This is a genomic window from Loktanella atrilutea (assembly GCF_900128995.1).
Lineage (GTDB): Bacteria > Pseudomonadota > Alphaproteobacteria > Rhodobacterales > Rhodobacteraceae > Loktanella > Loktanella atrilutea.
Genome location: NZ_FQUE01000001.1, coordinates 927,590 through 941,698 on the forward strand (window position 1 = coordinate 927,590; position 14,109 = coordinate 941,698).

General features: G+C 66.9%; 14 protein-coding genes. 2 read left to right on the forward strand and 12 right to left on the reverse strand.

Going from position 1 to position 14,109, the window contains the following annotated elements:
* Positions 1-5 precede the first annotated feature (5 nt).
* Complete coding sequence (gene yajC, locus BUA54_RS04480; protein ID WP_072855957.1) at positions 6-287, reverse strand: preprotein translocase subunit YajC; 282 nt, start codon at positions 285-287, stop codon at positions 6-8.
* A 270-nt stretch (positions 288-557) separates the two neighbouring features.
* Here yajC and serS point away from each other — a divergent pair, with 270 nt between their 5' ends.
* Together serS and BUA54_RS04490 are read left to right on the forward strand one after the other, a co-directional pair.
* Positions 558-1,850 carry a serine--tRNA ligase gene (serS, locus tag BUA54_RS04485; RefSeq protein ID WP_072855958.1) on the forward strand — a complete coding sequence of 431 codons (1,293 nt, stop codon included), beginning with the start codon at positions 558-560 and terminating at the stop codon, positions 1,848-1,850.
* A 41-nt stretch (positions 1,851-1,891) separates the two neighbouring features.
* Positions 1,892-2,608 carry a hypothetical protein gene (locus BUA54_RS04490; RefSeq protein ID WP_072855959.1) on the forward strand — a complete coding sequence of 239 codons (717 nt, stop codon included), beginning with the start codon at positions 1,892-1,894 and terminating at the stop codon, positions 2,606-2,608.
* Here the strand turns inward: BUA54_RS04490 and der are convergent.
* From der to BUA54_RS04545, 11 genes are all read right to left on the reverse strand, one after another.
* The gene (der, locus tag BUA54_RS04495; RefSeq protein WP_072855960.1) at positions 2,605-4,062 is read right to left on the reverse strand and encodes a ribosome biogenesis GTPase Der; all 1,458 of its coding nucleotides are present in this window, start codon (positions 4,060-4,062) and stop codon (positions 2,605-2,607) included. The two genes, BUA54_RS04490 and der, sit on opposite strands and share 4 nt — an antisense overlap.
* Positions 4,063-4,109: 47 nt before the next feature.
* Positions 4,110-5,411, reverse strand: a complete 1,302-nt coding sequence (locus BUA54_RS04500; protein ID WP_245810553.1) for a PQQ-like beta-propeller repeat protein — start codon at positions 5,409-5,411, stop codon at positions 4,110-4,112.
* 14 nt (positions 5,412-5,425) lie between these two features.
* Positions 5,426-6,124 carry a hypothetical protein gene (locus tag BUA54_RS04505; RefSeq protein WP_072855961.1) on the reverse strand — a complete coding sequence of 233 codons (699 nt, stop codon included), beginning with the start codon at positions 6,122-6,124 and terminating at the stop codon, positions 5,426-5,428.
* 118 nt (positions 6,125-6,242) lie between these two features.
* The gene (locus BUA54_RS04510; protein WP_072855962.1) at positions 6,243-7,439 is read right to left on the reverse strand and encodes a multidrug effflux MFS transporter; all 1,197 of its coding nucleotides are present in this window, start codon (positions 7,437-7,439) and stop codon (positions 6,243-6,245) included.
* Positions 7,440-7,542: 103 nt separating this feature from the next.
* Entirely contained in the window at positions 7,543-7,878 is a 336-nt protein-coding gene (locus BUA54_RS04515) for a hypothetical protein (protein WP_245810554.1), read from the reverse strand.
* Positions 7,875-9,701, reverse strand: coding sequence for an ABCB family ABC transporter ATP-binding protein/permease (locus tag BUA54_RS04520; protein WP_072855964.1), 1,827 nt, complete (start codon positions 9,699-9,701; stop codon positions 7,875-7,877). Before BUA54_RS04520 ends, BUA54_RS04515 begins: the two co-directional genes overlap by 4 nt.
* Positions 9,702-9,758: 57 nt before the next feature.
* Complete coding sequence (locus BUA54_RS21360; RefSeq protein ID WP_084114063.1) at positions 9,759-11,237, reverse strand: LysM peptidoglycan-binding domain-containing protein; 1,479 nt, start codon at positions 11,235-11,237, stop codon at positions 9,759-9,761.
* A gap of 142 nt (positions 11,238-11,379) precedes the next feature.
* Positions 11,380-12,282 (reverse strand): EamA family transporter RarD, encoded by a 903-nt coding sequence (rarD, locus tag BUA54_RS04530; RefSeq protein WP_072855965.1) that lies wholly within the window; start codon positions 12,280-12,282, stop codon positions 11,380-11,382.
* A gap of 112 nt (positions 12,283-12,394) precedes the next feature.
* Positions 12,395-12,847: a host attachment family protein gene (locus BUA54_RS04535; protein WP_072855966.1), complete on the reverse strand. Its 453-nt coding sequence runs from the start codon at positions 12,845-12,847 to the stop codon at positions 12,395-12,397.
* On the reverse strand, positions 12,840-13,061 hold the full coding sequence (locus BUA54_RS04540; protein ID WP_072855967.1) for a hypothetical protein: 222 nt from the start codon (positions 13,059-13,061) through the stop codon (positions 12,840-12,842). The genes BUA54_RS04535 and BUA54_RS04540 overlap by 8 nt, the downstream gene beginning before the upstream one ends.
* Before the next feature lie 62 nt (positions 13,062-13,123).
* Complete coding sequence (locus tag BUA54_RS04545; protein WP_072855968.1) at positions 13,124-14,095, reverse strand: threonine ammonia-lyase; 972 nt, start codon at positions 14,093-14,095, stop codon at positions 13,124-13,126.
* Between the last annotated feature and the right edge of the window lie 14 nt (positions 14,096-14,109).

Sequence of the window (14,109 nt, forward strand, 5' to 3'; positions counted from 1 at the left end):
ATGGCTTACTTCGCCGGTTCGGTCTTGTTCACGACGGTCGCGATGGTGGACCGGATCACGCGGATCTTGACGCCCTGCGCGATCTCGACCTCGACTTCCTTGTCGGCGTCGTTCACCGCCGTCACCTTGCCCACAATCCCGCCCTGCGTGATCACGCGGTCACCCCGGCGCAGCGCGTTCACCATCGCCTGATGCTCCTTCAGCTTCTTCTGCTGGGGGCGGATCAACAGGAAGTACATGATGCCGAAGATGATCAGCATCAAAATGAGCGATTGGGTGCCCTGCATGGCGGTTCCTTCCAAAGTCAGTCGCAGGGTGCGAGAGGCCCCCCGTCAAAGTCGCGGCACATTAGGTCTGGGGGTGGCGATTGGCAACCGTCCCCGCCCCGTGCCCCCGCGATATCGGGGGGATGCGACGGGGCGTCAATGGGAGGACGGCAAATCGCGGGCGTCGCCGGTCACATTCACGCAAGTGAGGGCCGCTTTCCCCCCTTCAATGCGCGCGCCGGTTGGTGCATACCGCCCCGAGATACGCCCGCGACAGGAAGGACCAGCCCCATGCACGACATCCGCATGATCCGAGACACGCCAGACGCCTTCGACGCCGCCCTGTCCCGGCGCGGGCTGGACCCCGTTTCGCCCGCGATCCTTGATCTTGACACCGCGCGGCGGCAGGCAATCAAGCAGGCCGAGGACGCCCAGGCCGCCGCCAATGCGGCCGCCAAGGACGTCGGTCGCGCAAAGGCCAGCGGCGACGACGCGGAATTTGAACGCCTTCGCACGCTGATGGCCGACAAGAAGGCCGAGATCGCGGCACTGAACGAACGGGCCAAGGACCTAGACAGCCAGTTGAACGACCTGCTGCTGACGCTGCCGAACCTGCCCTATGACGACGTGCCCGCAGGCCGCAACGAGGCGGACAACGTCGAGCAGAAGCGCACCGGCACCCCGCGCCAGTTCAACTTTCAACCACTCGAGCATTACGACATCCCCGCCGTGCAGGCGGGCATGGACTTCGCCGCCGGGGCAAAGCTGTCGGGCTCGCGCTTTGTCGTGTTGCGCGGTGCCGTGGCGCGCCTGCACCGGGCGCTGGCGCAGTTCATGCTGGACACGCATACCGAAGACCACGGCCTGACCGAGACCATTACGCCCGTGCTGGTCAAGGAAGAGATGATGTATGGCACCGGCCAGCTGCCCAAGTTCGGCGAGGACAGCTATCAGACCACGAACGGCTGGTGGCTGATTCCGACGGCAGAGGTCACGTTGACCAACCTCGTCAACGGCGAGACGGTGGAGGCGGACACCCTGCCCCGCCGCTACGTCGCCCATACCCAGTGCTTCCGGTCTGAAGCCGGCAGCGCAGGCCGCGACACCAGCGGCATGCTGCGCCAGCACCAGTTCGAAAAGGTGGAGATGGTCAGCATCACCCACCCGGACGACAGCGACGCCGAACACGCCCGCATGACTCGCTGCGCCGAGGCGATCCTCGAAAAACTGGGGCTGCCCTATCGCACCATGCTGCTCTGCGCCGGCGACATGGGCGCCGGTGCGCGCCGCACCTGTGATCTGGAAGTCTGGCTGCCCGGTCAGGACACCTATCGCGAGATTTCCAGCATCTCGACGTGCGGCGACTATCAGGCACGACGGATGAACGCGCGCTTCAAACCTGCGGGCGGCGGCAAGCCGGAGTTCGTACACACCCTGAACGGCTCCGGTCTGGCCGTCGGACGCTGCCTGATCGCCGTGCTGGAAAACGGCCAGCAGGCCGACGGTTCGGTCGTTTTGCCAGATGTCCTGAAGCCCTATCTGGGTGGCCGCAACACGATCACGGCAACCGGCGAATTAAAGTAAAACAAGGGTGAACTTTGGTCATCCGGGCCGCGTTGGCTCGCATGACAAAAGCACTCGGATATCTGACGCTCGTCCTGACCCTCGCCTTTGCGGCATCGCCGCTCTGGTCCGGGGATTTTGCGGGCTTCACCGCCGATCAACTGCCTGTGCCCCAGATCGATCCACCGATCCAGCCAGCAAGCTACGCCTTTGCGATCTGGGGGCCGATTTACCTGTGGCTTGCAATCTCTGCCATCTACGGCGTGATCTATCGCGCAGCCGATCCCGCGTGGGACGCGGTCCGGGTGCCGCTGTGCATCAGCCTCGGCGTCGGGGTGCCGTGGTTGCTGATCGCGCAGGTCAGCGCCGTCTGGGCCACGATCACGATCTTCATCATGACCGCCAGCGCGATCCTGGCTTTGATCCGCACGCCCGCCCGCGACAGGCGATGGCTGCGCGGCCCCGTGGCGCTCTATTCCGGGTGGCTGACCGCAGCGAGCTTCGTGTCGCTGTGCACCACGCTGGCGGGCTACGACGTGCTTCTGAATGGCTACCACTGGGCCTTTGTCGGCATCATTGGAGCCTTGGCCGTGACGATCGCGACCTATGCTCGCGCGGCCACGCCGGTCTATCTATTTGCGGTGATCTGGGCCCTGATCGGGATCTGTGCCAATAACGGGATGCAGAACTTCCTTGTCACCGCCACGGCGCTGACCGGGATCGTCGTGCTGATCTGCATCATGGCCATGTGGGCCCCCCGGATCAACCAGCAGACCTAGCGGTCGCTGCCCGGCGCCTTCTTGTGCTTGCTCAGGCGTGAAGGCTGCGATGACTTCTTGTCCTTGTAAGGGTTCTTGTCCCCCTGATCGCGCAACGTCAGCCTGATCGGAGCGCCCGGCATGTCAAAGTCGTCCCGCAACCCGTTAACGAGATAACGTTTATAGCTTTCGGGCACGAGGTCGGGGTGGGATGTCATCACCACGAAACCCGGTGGCCGCGTCTTGACCTGCGTGGCATAGCGCATCTTGATCCGCTTGCCGCCCGGTGCGGGTGGCGGGTGCTGTTCCAGCATCCCCGTCAGCCAGCGATTGAGCTGCGCCGTCGTCACGCGGCGGTTCCAGACGTCGTAGGCTTTCATGATCGCCTGCTGCAGCCGGTCCAGCCCCTTGCCGGTCTTGGCCGAGACGGTCACCAGTGGCGCGCCGCGCAGCTGCGGCAGAAGCCGGGCAAACTCCTCGCGCAACTCGCGCAGCTTGTCCTGCTTGTCGTCTTCGGTGTCCCACTTGTTGACGCCGATCACGACCGCCCGGCCTTCGCGCTCTGCCAGATCTGCGATGCGCAGGTCCTGTTGTTCGAAGGGGATGTCCACGTCCAGCAGGACGACCACGACCTCGGCGAACTTCACCGCGCGCAGGCCGTCGCTGACCGACAATTTTTCCAGCTTCTCGTTGATCCGGGCCTTCTTGCGCATGCCGGCGGTGTCGAAGATCCGCATCGGCACGTCGCCCCATTCCGTCATCACGGAAATGGCGTCGCGGGTGATCCCCGCCTCCGGCCCGGTCAGCAGACGTTCCTCGCCGATGATCTTGTTGATCAGCGTGGATTTTCCCGCGTTCGGGCGACCGACGACGGCGATCTGCAGCGGCTTGCCCTTCGTCGGGACGCGCGGCGCATCCGGGTCCTCGTCATCGACGGCCACATCGGTGTCGGGGGCATCGGCCATGGCGCGCTCCTCGAACTGTTCCGACAGCGGGCGCAGCACGTCCATCAGCTCGCCCATGCCCTCGCCATGCTCGGCCGACATGCGGATCGGCTCGCCCAGTCCCAGCGCATAGGCTTCGAGGATGGTCACGTCCGCCGCCTTCCCCTCGCCCTTGTTGGCGGCAAGAATGACATGGGCGTTCTTCTTGCGCAGGATATCGGCAAAGACGCGGTCGGCGGGCAGGACGCCCACGCGGGCATCGATCATGAACAGGCAGACGTCCGCCATTTCCACCGCACGTTCCGTCAGCTTGCGCATCCGGCCCTGCAGCGATTCGTCCGTGGCCATTTCCAGACCGGCGGTGTCGATCACGGTGAACTTAATGTCGGCGATCCGGCCGGGGCCTTCACGCAGGTCGCGCGTCACACCGGGCTGATCGTCCACCAGCGCCAGCTTCTTACCCACCAGACGGTTGAACAGGGTGGACTTGCCGACATTGGGTCGGCCCACAAGGGCAAGGGTAAAGGTCATGCAGCACGCTCCGGCAGGTCAGAGAGCGGCCATACACCGCTTTTGCCTTAACGGAAAGCCAGCAGTTGCCCGGTCTTCGTCACAACATAAAGCATACCGCCTGCCACGGCGGGTGCGGACGCCGCCCCGCCCGGCAGCGGCACCGAGCCGACCAGCGCGCCCGACGTCGGATCGAAGGACCGCAGCAGCCCGTCGGATGAGGCGACGATCAGCCACCCGCCCGCGAGTGTCGGGCCGTAGTTGGCGAAGACCGTGCTCTTGCGATTGAAGAAGCCCTTCTGCTCTTGCAGGTCCGGCAGGGCCGTGCGCCAGATGGAGCTGCCGTCCGCAGCGTCGAGGCGCACCAGCTCGTTCAGGTCGTTGACCATGAAGATCGACCCGCCCGCGGGCCAGACCGGACCCGAGGCGCCTTCGCCGGCGGTCCAGATCCGTTCGCCCGATGCGGCGTCGATCGCCACGGTCACGCCAGAGAAGTTGCCGACGTAGACGCGATCGCCGTCGATCACGGGGTCGCCGGCGATGTCGCTCAGGTCACCCAGCGCCTGACCGGGCCGGTCGCCGCTGACGATCTGCGACCAGCGTTGGATACCGCCCTGCGGAAAGACGCCCAGCACCTCTCCCGAGGGGAAAGGGAAGACCGCAAGATCGGCGCTGACCGCGGGACCGGCGCCACCGCCGAATGAGGTATCGGACGGGATGCCGTTCAACTGGTAGCGGATGCGCCCGTTCGTGGTCTCGATCGCCCAGGCGGTGCTGTCGCGGCTGACCACATAGACCAGATCGCCCACCACGGTGGGGGCAGAGGTGCCGGGCGCGTTCAGTTCCTGCACCCAGACGGTGCCGCCGGTCGCGGGGTCGAGCGCCGTCAGCGTGCCGTAGCCGGTCGAGACGACGAGCAGACCCGACCCGACCGCAAGGCCGCCGCCGGAGGCGTCGGTCGTCATGTCCGTCGGCGGCGTGATGTCGGCTGTCCAGACCAGGGCGCCGCCCGTCGTCGTGGCGGTGACATGCGACCGTGCGTCAAGGGTGTAGACCAGGCCGTTCGCCACCACCGGGTCGGCGGTGATGCGGGCGGCCTTGTCGTCCCCCATGCCGATGTTGACGGCAAAGACCTGCGTCAGTTGTGCGCCAAGGGCCGGCTGCGTCACCGTATGATCCGAAGCACCGTTCCGATGGGTCCATGACGCGTTGACCTGCGGCGACGGCAAGCTGATCGGCAGGGCGCGATTGACCTCGGTCATGTCGCTGCGGATCGGCTCTCTCTGCCCCGGCAGGATGATGTCCTTTTCGGTGCAGGCAGTCAGGGCGGCGAGGGCCAGCAGGCCGAAGGAAAGGGTCTTGGAAGTCACGGCAAGGCGCCCTTTCAGGGATTGGTCGGTGTCACGTCGGCAGGCGCCGCCGCATCGTTTGCGGCGGCTTCGGGCAGGGTTTCACCCAGCGCCACCATCAGGGTTTGCACGCGGTCACGCAAGCCCTGCGTGACACCGGCATCGTTCAGGATCGCGGTCAGACGCGTCACGGCGCTGTCGCGGTCATCCGCAGCCAGATCCGCCAGCGCCAACTGTTCCTGCGCCAGAAGGGCAAAGGGCTGGCCGGGCGCGGCCAGAGGCTCCAGCCGGGCGCGGCGGGCCGCGACATCGTTGCCCGCGTCCAGCATCGCGGCTTTGAAGGCGGCGAGGTCGCGGTAGATCGCGGGCACTTCGGCACGGGCGGCCAGCGCGTCAAGCGTCTGCGTCGCGGCGGCGGTATCGCCCGCCTCCTGCTGGGCGGCGGCGGTGATCAGCAGGCCGGCGGCGGCGGATTCACCGGTCTGGGGCAGCCCCTCCAGCGCCGCGGCGCGGGCTTCGGGATCGTTGGTGGCAAGGGCGGACAGCAGCGCATCGCCCGTCGCCTCGGCGGCGGCGCGGGTCTGTGCCGCGCGGTATTCGGTCCAGGCGGCACCGGCGACCAGCAGCACGACGGCAAGGATCGCGATCCAGCCGTATTTCTTCATAGTCGCGAAAAGGCGGTCGCGGCGGACCTCTTCGCTGACTTCGTTGATGAAACTGTCCGAATCGCTCATGTTCGTCCCCCGCCTGCGGCCCCCTGCGTGGTGGGGCCGCCTTTGTGCGCTTCTTAACGTGAAGCGGCAAGGATTGCCAAGGCCCGCCCCCCCGTCCCCGCCGGATTGTGCCGCCGGATCAGGCGGGGGTGGTCTGGCTGCGGGCGACGCGACCCAGTGTCGCCAGTGCCAGCGCCAGCGCGCAGACCGCGCAAAGCGCGATCGCCGCGACCATCGGCAAGGCGGTGCCGTCGAAGAAAAGGCCCGTGAGCGCGATCATCACGCCCCCCGCCAGCATCTGCAGCGTGCCGCCAAGGCTCGACGCCAGCCCCGCGATGCGGCCGTGGGCATCCAGTGCCATGACCATTGTCGTCGGGATCACCACGCCAAGGCAGGCGTTCGCCAGAAACAGCATCGCCACGATCAGCGGCAGCGACACGAAACCCGCGAGCGTCAACGCCAGAAGTGCCAGCGTGAAGCCCGCGAACCCTATTACGCCCCAGCGCATCAGCGGCACGATGCCGAACCGCTCTCCCAACGGGCCGGCGGCCTGACTGGCCGAGAAGAAGCCGACCGCATTGATCGCGAAGGCGAGCGAGAAGCCGGTGGGCGAGAGTCCGAACTGCTGGACATAGACGAAGGCCGCGCTGGCGATGAAGACGAAGAAGCTCGCCATGCCGAAGCCACCGATGAAGGTCAGACCCATGAAGACCGGGTCGGTCAGCAGCACCCTGGCCCCCGCCAGCAGCGATCCGACATGGACCTTCTGCCGATTCTCGGCCGCGAGGGTTTCCGGCAGCGCAAAGCCCGTGATCAGCAGGCCGACCGCGGCGGCCCCGCACAGCACCCAGAAGATCAGCCGCCAGTCGCCCAGCTGGATCAGGCCGGAACCCGCCAGCGGCGCCAGCATGGGCGAGACCGAGATCACCAGCATCACCATGGCCATCATCTTCGTCCCTGCCGTGCCGGTCGCCGTGTCGCGGATGACGGCGCGCGGCACCACCATCAGGACCGCGCCGCCGATCCCCTGCACCGCGCGGGCGGCGACGAGGACGCCGATCGTCGGCGCCATGGCAGCGGTGACGCTGCCGAGGATGAAGATCGCAAGGCCCACGAAGAGCGGCCGTTTGCGCCCGGCCTGATCGGACCACGGGCCATAGGCCAGCTGCGCCAGACCGAAGGCCACGAAATAGCTGGTCAAGGTCATCTGCGCCGCCGTCTCGCTGACGCCGAGCGATGCAGCCAGCGCAGGCATCGCCGGCAGGTACATGTCGATGGCAAAGGGGCCGACGGCCGACAGAAGGCCCAGAATCAGGGCCATGCGGAAAAGTGACATCGTGGGGGACCTGATCTGCTGAAGTTCGGCGGCACGCTACAGCGGGACCGGCAGCATGACAATCCGCGCTGCTGCGCTGTCACGCTGCGCGCTGGCGCACCTTTCAGCTGCCACGCGCCTGTGTCTCGGGGTCAAGACGGGCCCACCAGTCGGCGTAGGACGTGTTCTTCGGGTGCTTGCCGCCCTCGTCCGGCGCGCCGTCGTTCCACCAGACCGGACCGCGTTCGCCAAGGTCGCGCTTGGCCGCATCCACTCGGTCGCGGGCAGCACGGATCGCCGCGTCCCCTGTCGCCTGCCCGACGGCCCGACGGGCCCGCATCAGCGCCTTGACCGCCGCGCGGCGCGTCGTGTCGTCGAGCGTGGGGTTGGTGCAGCGCCAGAGTCGCCCTTTCGATACGAAATACCGCCCGTCCGGCGTACGCGGATAGTCCTTGCTCACGCGGCCTCTTCCTCCTCGCTTTGCCGATTCCATAGCTGGGCATAGCGTCCGGGCGCGGCCAGCAGGGCGTCGTGGGTGCCGCTTTCGACGATCTCTCCGTTTTCCAGCACGACGATTCGGTCGGCGTCCTGAATGGTTGACAGGCGGTGGGCGATGGTGATGACCGTGCGCCCATGCCCCATCATCCGCAGCTCGCGCTGGATCTCGCGTTCCGTGTCGGTGTCGAGGGCGCTGGTCGCCTCGTCCAGCAGCAGGATCGGCGGGTTCTTCAGCAGGGTCCGCGCAATGCCGACGCGCTGCTTCTCGCCGCCCGACAGCTTCAGCCCGCGTTCGCCCACGGTGGTGTCGTAGCCGTCGGGCAACGACATGACGAAGTCGTGGATGTTGGCGGCGCGCGCGGCTTCTCGGATCTCGGCCTCGGTCGCGTCGGGCCGGCCGTAGGCGATGTTGTAATGGATGGTGTCGTTGAACAGCACCGTGTCCTGCGGCACCACGCCGATCTGCGCGTGAAGCGAGTCCTGCGTGACGTCGCGCACGTCCTGCCCGTCGATCCGCACCGCCCCGCCCGTCACGTCGTAGAACCGGAACAGCAGCCGCCCGATTGTCGACTTGCCGGAACCCGAGGAACCGACGATCGCCACCGTCTGCCCCGGCTGCACGGTCAGGTCGACGCCTTTCAGGATCGGCCGCGCCTTGTCATACCCGAAATGGACGTCGGCAAGTTCGATCCGGCCCCCCATGACCTTAAGCGGCACCGCGCCGGGCTTGTCCGTCACCTCTGCGGGCTGTTCGAGCAGGTTGAACATGTCGCCCATGTCGATCAGCGCCTGCCGGATCTCGCGGTAGACCGTGCCGAGGAAGTTCAGCGGCATGGTGATCTGGATCATGTAGGCGTTGACCATGACGAAATCGCCCACGGTCAGCGTGCCGGCCCGCGCGCCGATGGCGGCCATGACCATGACGATCACCAGCCCCGCCGTGATGATCAGCGACTGACCGAAGTTCAGGAAGGCGAGCGAGTAGTTCGTCCGCACCGCCGCGGTCTCGTACAGCCGCATGGCGCTGTCGTAGCGCCCGGCCTCCCATTTCTCGGCGCCGAAATACTTCACCGTCTCGAAGTTCAGCAGGCTGTCGATGGCCTTCTGGTTGGCGTCGGTGTCCTGCTCGTTCATCACCTTGCGGATCTTCACCCGCCATTCGGTCACGGTGAAGGTAAACCAGACGTAAAGGGCGATGGTGACGACCACGACGACCATGTACCAGACGTCGAAATTGAAGAAGAGCACGACGGAGATCATCAGAAGCTGCAGCACCAGCGGCCCCATCGAGAAGATCAGGAAGCGCATCAGGAAATCGACGCCCTTCACACCGCGCTCGATGATGCGGGACAGGCCACCGGTCTTGCGCGTGATGTGATAGCGCATCGACAGGCGGTGGATGTGGGTGAAGGTTTCCAGCGCCAGCGTCCGCAGCGCGCGTTGCCCGACGGGGGTGAAGATCACGTCGCGCAACTGCGTCAGTCCCGTCGTCGCCAGCCGTGACAGCCCGTAAAGCACCGTCAGCCACACGGCGCCGAGGGCGATCAGCCATGTGTCGTCCCGCGCCTCTGCCGCGAGCGAATCAACCGCCGCCTTGTAGAGGAATGGCGTGCCGACGGCGATCGCGTTGGCCAGCAGAAGCACGCTGATCGCCGCGAGAACGCGGATCTGCGTGTTCCGGTCGCCCTTGGGCCAGAGGTAGGGCGCCACCTTGCGGATAACGTTCCACCCCTCGATCCGGGCGTTGGGGTCGAAATTGGCTTCGGTCTTGGACAGGCGGCGCATGGCGTTCCCTTGGCTGATGCCCCTACCTAAGGGCCGCCCCGGCCGATGGCCAGTCCGTCACCGGTCGGGCACGCGGTCCGGGATGACGAAGACCTGCCCGGGATAGATCAGATCCGGGTCGCGAATCTGGTCGGCATTGGCGTTGAAGACTGCGACATAAAGCATTCCCTCGCCCAGATGGTCGCGGGCGATCGCCCAGAGCGTCGAGCCCGGCTGCACCGTCTGGGTCAGGGCGCCCATGGCCGCACCCGCATCGGTCGCGGCCTGCACCGTCTCCGGCGTTTCGCGGCGGAACGGTGTCTCGACCCGGCTGGCGACCTGACCCTGCGCGTCGAGCGCGTCGATCCGCAGCGTGTAGGTGCCCGCATCGACCTGCGGCAGCGTCACCCGCCAGTCGCCGCCGGTGTTCACCGGCGCCGTGGTGACGGGGCGGTTGTCGATGTAGACCTGCAGCGTGCCGTCGGTGGGTGCGCGCCCGGCCAGCTGCACCTCTCCGGTCGTGTCGTAGGTGATCGCGTCGAGGGCGACGCGGTCCATGACCTGCGGCCCCTGCCCCAGCACGCGGGCCCCAGCCGCATCGACGACGATGGTGGGGGCGGTGGTGGCGGGGGCTTTTGTCATGACCTGCGGCGCGCTGCCGGTCTCGGGGGCGCCCGCCACCGCCTCGGCGGTCATGGCTTGCGCCGCTGCCGCGGTCCCCGGCTGCCGGATTTCCCCGGCGGCTGCGGTCCCGACCGACCCGACTGCCGTACGTTCCGTTCCGGTTCCTGCCGACTGGACCCCCTCGGAGGGCGCGATGCTGGCCTCGTCGTTTCCGTCGACCGGTGCGGTGAGGGCGTCAACCGCCGCGGCCCCGTCCGCAAGCGCGGTTGCGGTTCCATCTGCCGCAGCTTCGTCAGCAGGCACGATTGCGGTTTCGCGCGTCCCCTTGCCCTCTGCATCGGTCGGACCCGAAGCCACTGCATCCGCGTCGGCTTCTGTCTGAACCGTGTCTGTCTTGGGTGCTCCGGTCTTCCCCGGGGTCGGCATAGCGTCGGATGTGGTCGCCATCGCGACGACGTTATCCGGTGGCGGTGATCCGGCGCCGGGGCGCACCAATACGGCCTCGCCGCTGGCCGCTTCGTCGTTTTCGGCGAAGGTCAGGCTGCGCGGCAGGTCGGAGGCCGCGATCTGCGTCGTCGCGGCAAAGCCACCGCTGCCGTCGGCCAGCGCCTCGGTCAGGGGCGCACCGTCGAGAAGGATCGTCACGCGGGCGCCGGGCGTCGCCTTGCCGGCCACCACCGCAACGCCATCCGGTCCCAGAAGGAAGGTATCGACCCGCGGTCCGTCCTGCGGTGCCGCGGGGGTCGTCTGCGGCACGGGATCGGGCAGAGGGGCGGCACTCGACTCAAGGGTCGCGCCGGTTGCGGCGCTTGCGACGGGTGTGCCCTGTGGCGCCAGATCGGGGCTGACCCGCGGCAGCAGCGCAACGACAGCCACGGCCAAAGCCGCAGCCAGAACCGCACCGCCCACCATCCGCGCCCTGTCTTGCGCCATTCCAGACCCCCCCGGGTGTAATCCGGGCCCCGCCGGGCCCGCATGGCGCACAGGCTGGCGCAAACCGGCGCTGCGGGCAAGTCCGCCGGTCTCGATTACGATATCCTGAGCCGCGACGATGGCTTGGCGAACACAGGTGGGTTCAGGCCGCGGCCCTTGCGCGTCGCCGCGCGGCCCGGTCCGCGTTGATCGACGACAGGGAATAGAGTGCCAGCGCAGACCAGATCATCGGAAAGGCGATGGCGTGCCACGGCGTCAGCGGATTGCCAAAGAACAGCACCGCGCAAGCGAACTGCAGCGTGGGGTTCAGATATTGCACCAGCCCCACCGTCGACAGCCGCACGCGTCGTGCCGCAAAGCTGAACAGGATCAGCGGCAGTCCCGTCAGGATGCCGGACAGCGCCAGCAGCGCCATGTCGGACCAGTCGATCGCGTGGGGGCCCAGTTCCGTCCCTTGAAAGATCAGCCACAGCATGGCGAAGGGCGCCAGGACCGTGACCTCTGCCGTCACCGACACGACGCCGCCCAGATCGAGCCCCTTCTTCAGCACCCCGTAGGCGCCGAAGGTGCCGGCAAGGAAGAGCGCGATCCAGGGCGCCACGCCGAGGCCGATGGTCAGAACCAGCACCGCGAGAGCCGCCAGCAGCACCGCCGCGATCTGCGCGGCGCTCAGTTTTTCCTTGAACACGACCGCCCCCATCACCACGGCGACGAGCGGGAAGATGTAGTAGCCCAGCGACGCCTCAAGCGCGTTGCCGATCGAAATGCTGTGGATGAAGCCGAACCAGTTGAGCGAAATCATCACCGCGGCCGCCACGATGACCCGCAGGGTGCGCCAGTTGCGCAGGGCGTCACGCACCTCTGACAGGCGACCTTGGGCGGCCAGCAGAGCGGCAAAGAAGATCAGCGACCACAGGGTGCGGTAACACAGCACCTCCAGCGAGGGGACATGAGCCAGCAGGTGATAGTAGAGCGACGACAGGCCCCAGATCGTGCAGGTGACGATCAGGGCGAGGATACCTTTGGCACCGGGCGACACTGGCATGGGGCTTCCTATGAAGGGTGCCGCCGTTGTGATCCCAAATCCGCCCCCTCTGCAAGTCACGAAAAAGGGCCACGCCCTGCGACGTGGCCCCTGTCCCCAACGTGCGCGGCCCTCAGGCAGCGAGGTCGGATTTCACGATATCCTCGATATCCTTGATCGGGTGATTGGTCAGCGTCTTTGGGATCTCGCCCACGACCTTGTCCGTCACCTCCTGATGCAGCTTGTCGCGCAATTCGCCCAGAACGTTGGGCGAGGCGACCAGCACGACGGAGTCGAACTTGCCCTTGTGGGCCCGCTCGTAAAGGATGTCCGCCAGATCGGCGGCGAAGCGGTCCTTCGCCAGCTCGTGCCAGTCGGTGTCGTCATAGGCCGACTTGCCGGGGTTGGCAGACTGGCCGACGCGACCGGGCCGGTTGGCGGACTGGTCGATGTCTTTGGGATTATCCTGCTCTTCTTTACGGATGACCTCGAGGTTCGGATCCTCGCCATCAGTTATGTTTCGCAGGAAAAGTGCCTTCTCGCCGTCGGCAACGACGACCCATGTGCCATTCTTGATCCTAGTCATTGCGAACATCCTGATTGGTGGCGATCTTGTCGGATTTGGTGGCATCGGTATGGCTATCGGGACTCTCGGTGACACGTTTCTCCGAGTCGCGGCTAGCGACCCTCTCGGCCAGTGCACCGCCTGCGGTGCCGCTTTGATCCGGTGCCGCGGGGGGATTGCCGATCAGCGCCTCCGTTTCGGACCCGCCGTCGGTGGAGCGTTTGCGCTCTGCCATGGTGCTCTCCTGTCGTCTGTTTCGCTTGGGAAACCAACGGGCCGGCACGGCGATTGTTCCGCCTAGCTGGCCATCAGCGCGCGCCACCGGGCGACAGAGATGTTCGATCCGCAGGCGATGATGCCGACGTGCCGTCCCGCCAGATCGTCGCGCAGCGGTCCGCAGATCGCAGCAAGGGACGCGGCGCAGGCGGGTTCCGCAAGGATCCGCAGCACGTCCATGTAGTGCCCCATGCCCGCCCGCATCTGATCGTCGGTGACATGCACCATCCGGTCGACCACCGCCTGCGCCACCGCAAAGGACTGCGGCATCGCCCGCGGTGCGCTGAGGCTGTCGGCGATCGTGGTGATCCGGTCGAGGGCCACGGGATGCCCGGCGGCAAGGCTGCGGGTCATGCTGTCGGCACCGGTCGGTTCGACACCGATCACGGTGCAGTCGGGCCTTGCCCGTTTGAAGGCCGCCCCCATGCCGCCGATCAGACCGCCACCGCCGACGGGGACGACCAGCGTATCAACCTGCGGCGCTTGGGCCGCATATTCCGCACCGCAGACGGCGGCGCCCAGCGTCATGTGATCGCCCTCAAAGGGATGTAGGATCGCACGCCCCTCCTCCGCCACGACGCGGTCCATCTCGGCAAAGGCGGCGGGCATGTCGGCGCAAAGCGTCACCTCTGCCCCCATCGCGCGGCAGCCGTCGATGCGCAGGGAATCGACGGTATCGGGCATCGTGATCCGTGCGCTAACGCCCGCCGCCTGCGCCGCCCAGCTGACCGCCAGCGCGTGATTCCCGCCGCTGGCCGCAACCACCCCCGCGCGCCGCTGCGCGGCGTCCAGCGCCCGGATGCCCAGCAGCCCGCCGCGTGCCTTGAACGACCCCGCCTGCTGGAACAGCTCCAGCTTGATCGTGACGCTGGCCGCGTCCGGCAGGATGTCCCGCCAACGGTCGGAGGACAGGGACAACACCGGCGTGCGAATGGTCTGGGCGGCAATCGCCCGCGCGGCACGCGCGATGTCGTCGTTGGTCGGCAAGGTCATGGCGTCATCCGATG

Excerpts from the sequence above, each read along its gene's own strand:
- yajC (WP_072855957.1), bottom strand. The coding sequence starts at position 287 with ATGCAGGGCACCCAATCGCTCATTTTGATGCTGATCATCTTCGGCATC.
- serS (WP_072855958.1), top strand. The coding sequence starts at position 558 with ATGCACGACATCCGCATGATCCGAGACACGCCAGACGCCTTCGACGCC.
- BUA54_RS04490 (WP_072855959.1), top strand. The coding sequence starts at position 1,892 with ATGACAAAAGCACTCGGATATCTGACGCTCGTCCTGACCCTCGCCTTT.
- der (WP_072855960.1), bottom strand. The coding sequence starts at position 4,062 with ATGACCTTTACCCTTGCCCTTGTGGGCCGACCCAATGTCGGCAAGTCC.
- BUA54_RS04505 (WP_072855961.1), bottom strand. The coding sequence starts at position 6,124 with ATGAGCGATTCGGACAGTTTCATCAACGAAGTCAGCGAAGAGGTCCGC.
- BUA54_RS04510 (WP_072855962.1), bottom strand. The coding sequence starts at position 7,439 with ATGTCACTTTTCCGCATGGCCCTGATTCTGGGCCTTCTGTCGGCCGTC.
- BUA54_RS04520 (WP_072855964.1), bottom strand. The coding sequence starts at position 9,701 with ATGCGCCGCCTGTCCAAGACCGAAGCCAATTTCGACCCCAACGCCCGG.
- BUA54_RS21360 (WP_084114063.1), bottom strand. The coding sequence starts at position 11,237 with ATGGCGCAAGACAGGGCGCGGATGGTGGGCGGTGCGGTTCTGGCTGCG.
- rarD (WP_072855965.1), bottom strand. The coding sequence starts at position 12,282 with ATGCCAGTGTCGCCCGGTGCCAAAGGTATCCTCGCCCTGATCGTCACC.
- BUA54_RS04535 (WP_072855966.1), bottom strand. The coding sequence starts at position 12,847 with ATGACTAGGATCAAGAATGGCACATGGGTCGTCGTTGCCGACGGCGAG.
- BUA54_RS04540 (WP_072855967.1), bottom strand. The coding sequence starts at position 13,061 with ATGGCAGAGCGCAAACGCTCCACCGACGGCGGGTCCGAAACGGAGGCG.
- BUA54_RS04545 (WP_072855968.1), bottom strand. The coding sequence starts at position 14,095 with ATGACCTTGCCGACCAACGACGACATCGCGCGTGCCGCGCGGGCGATT.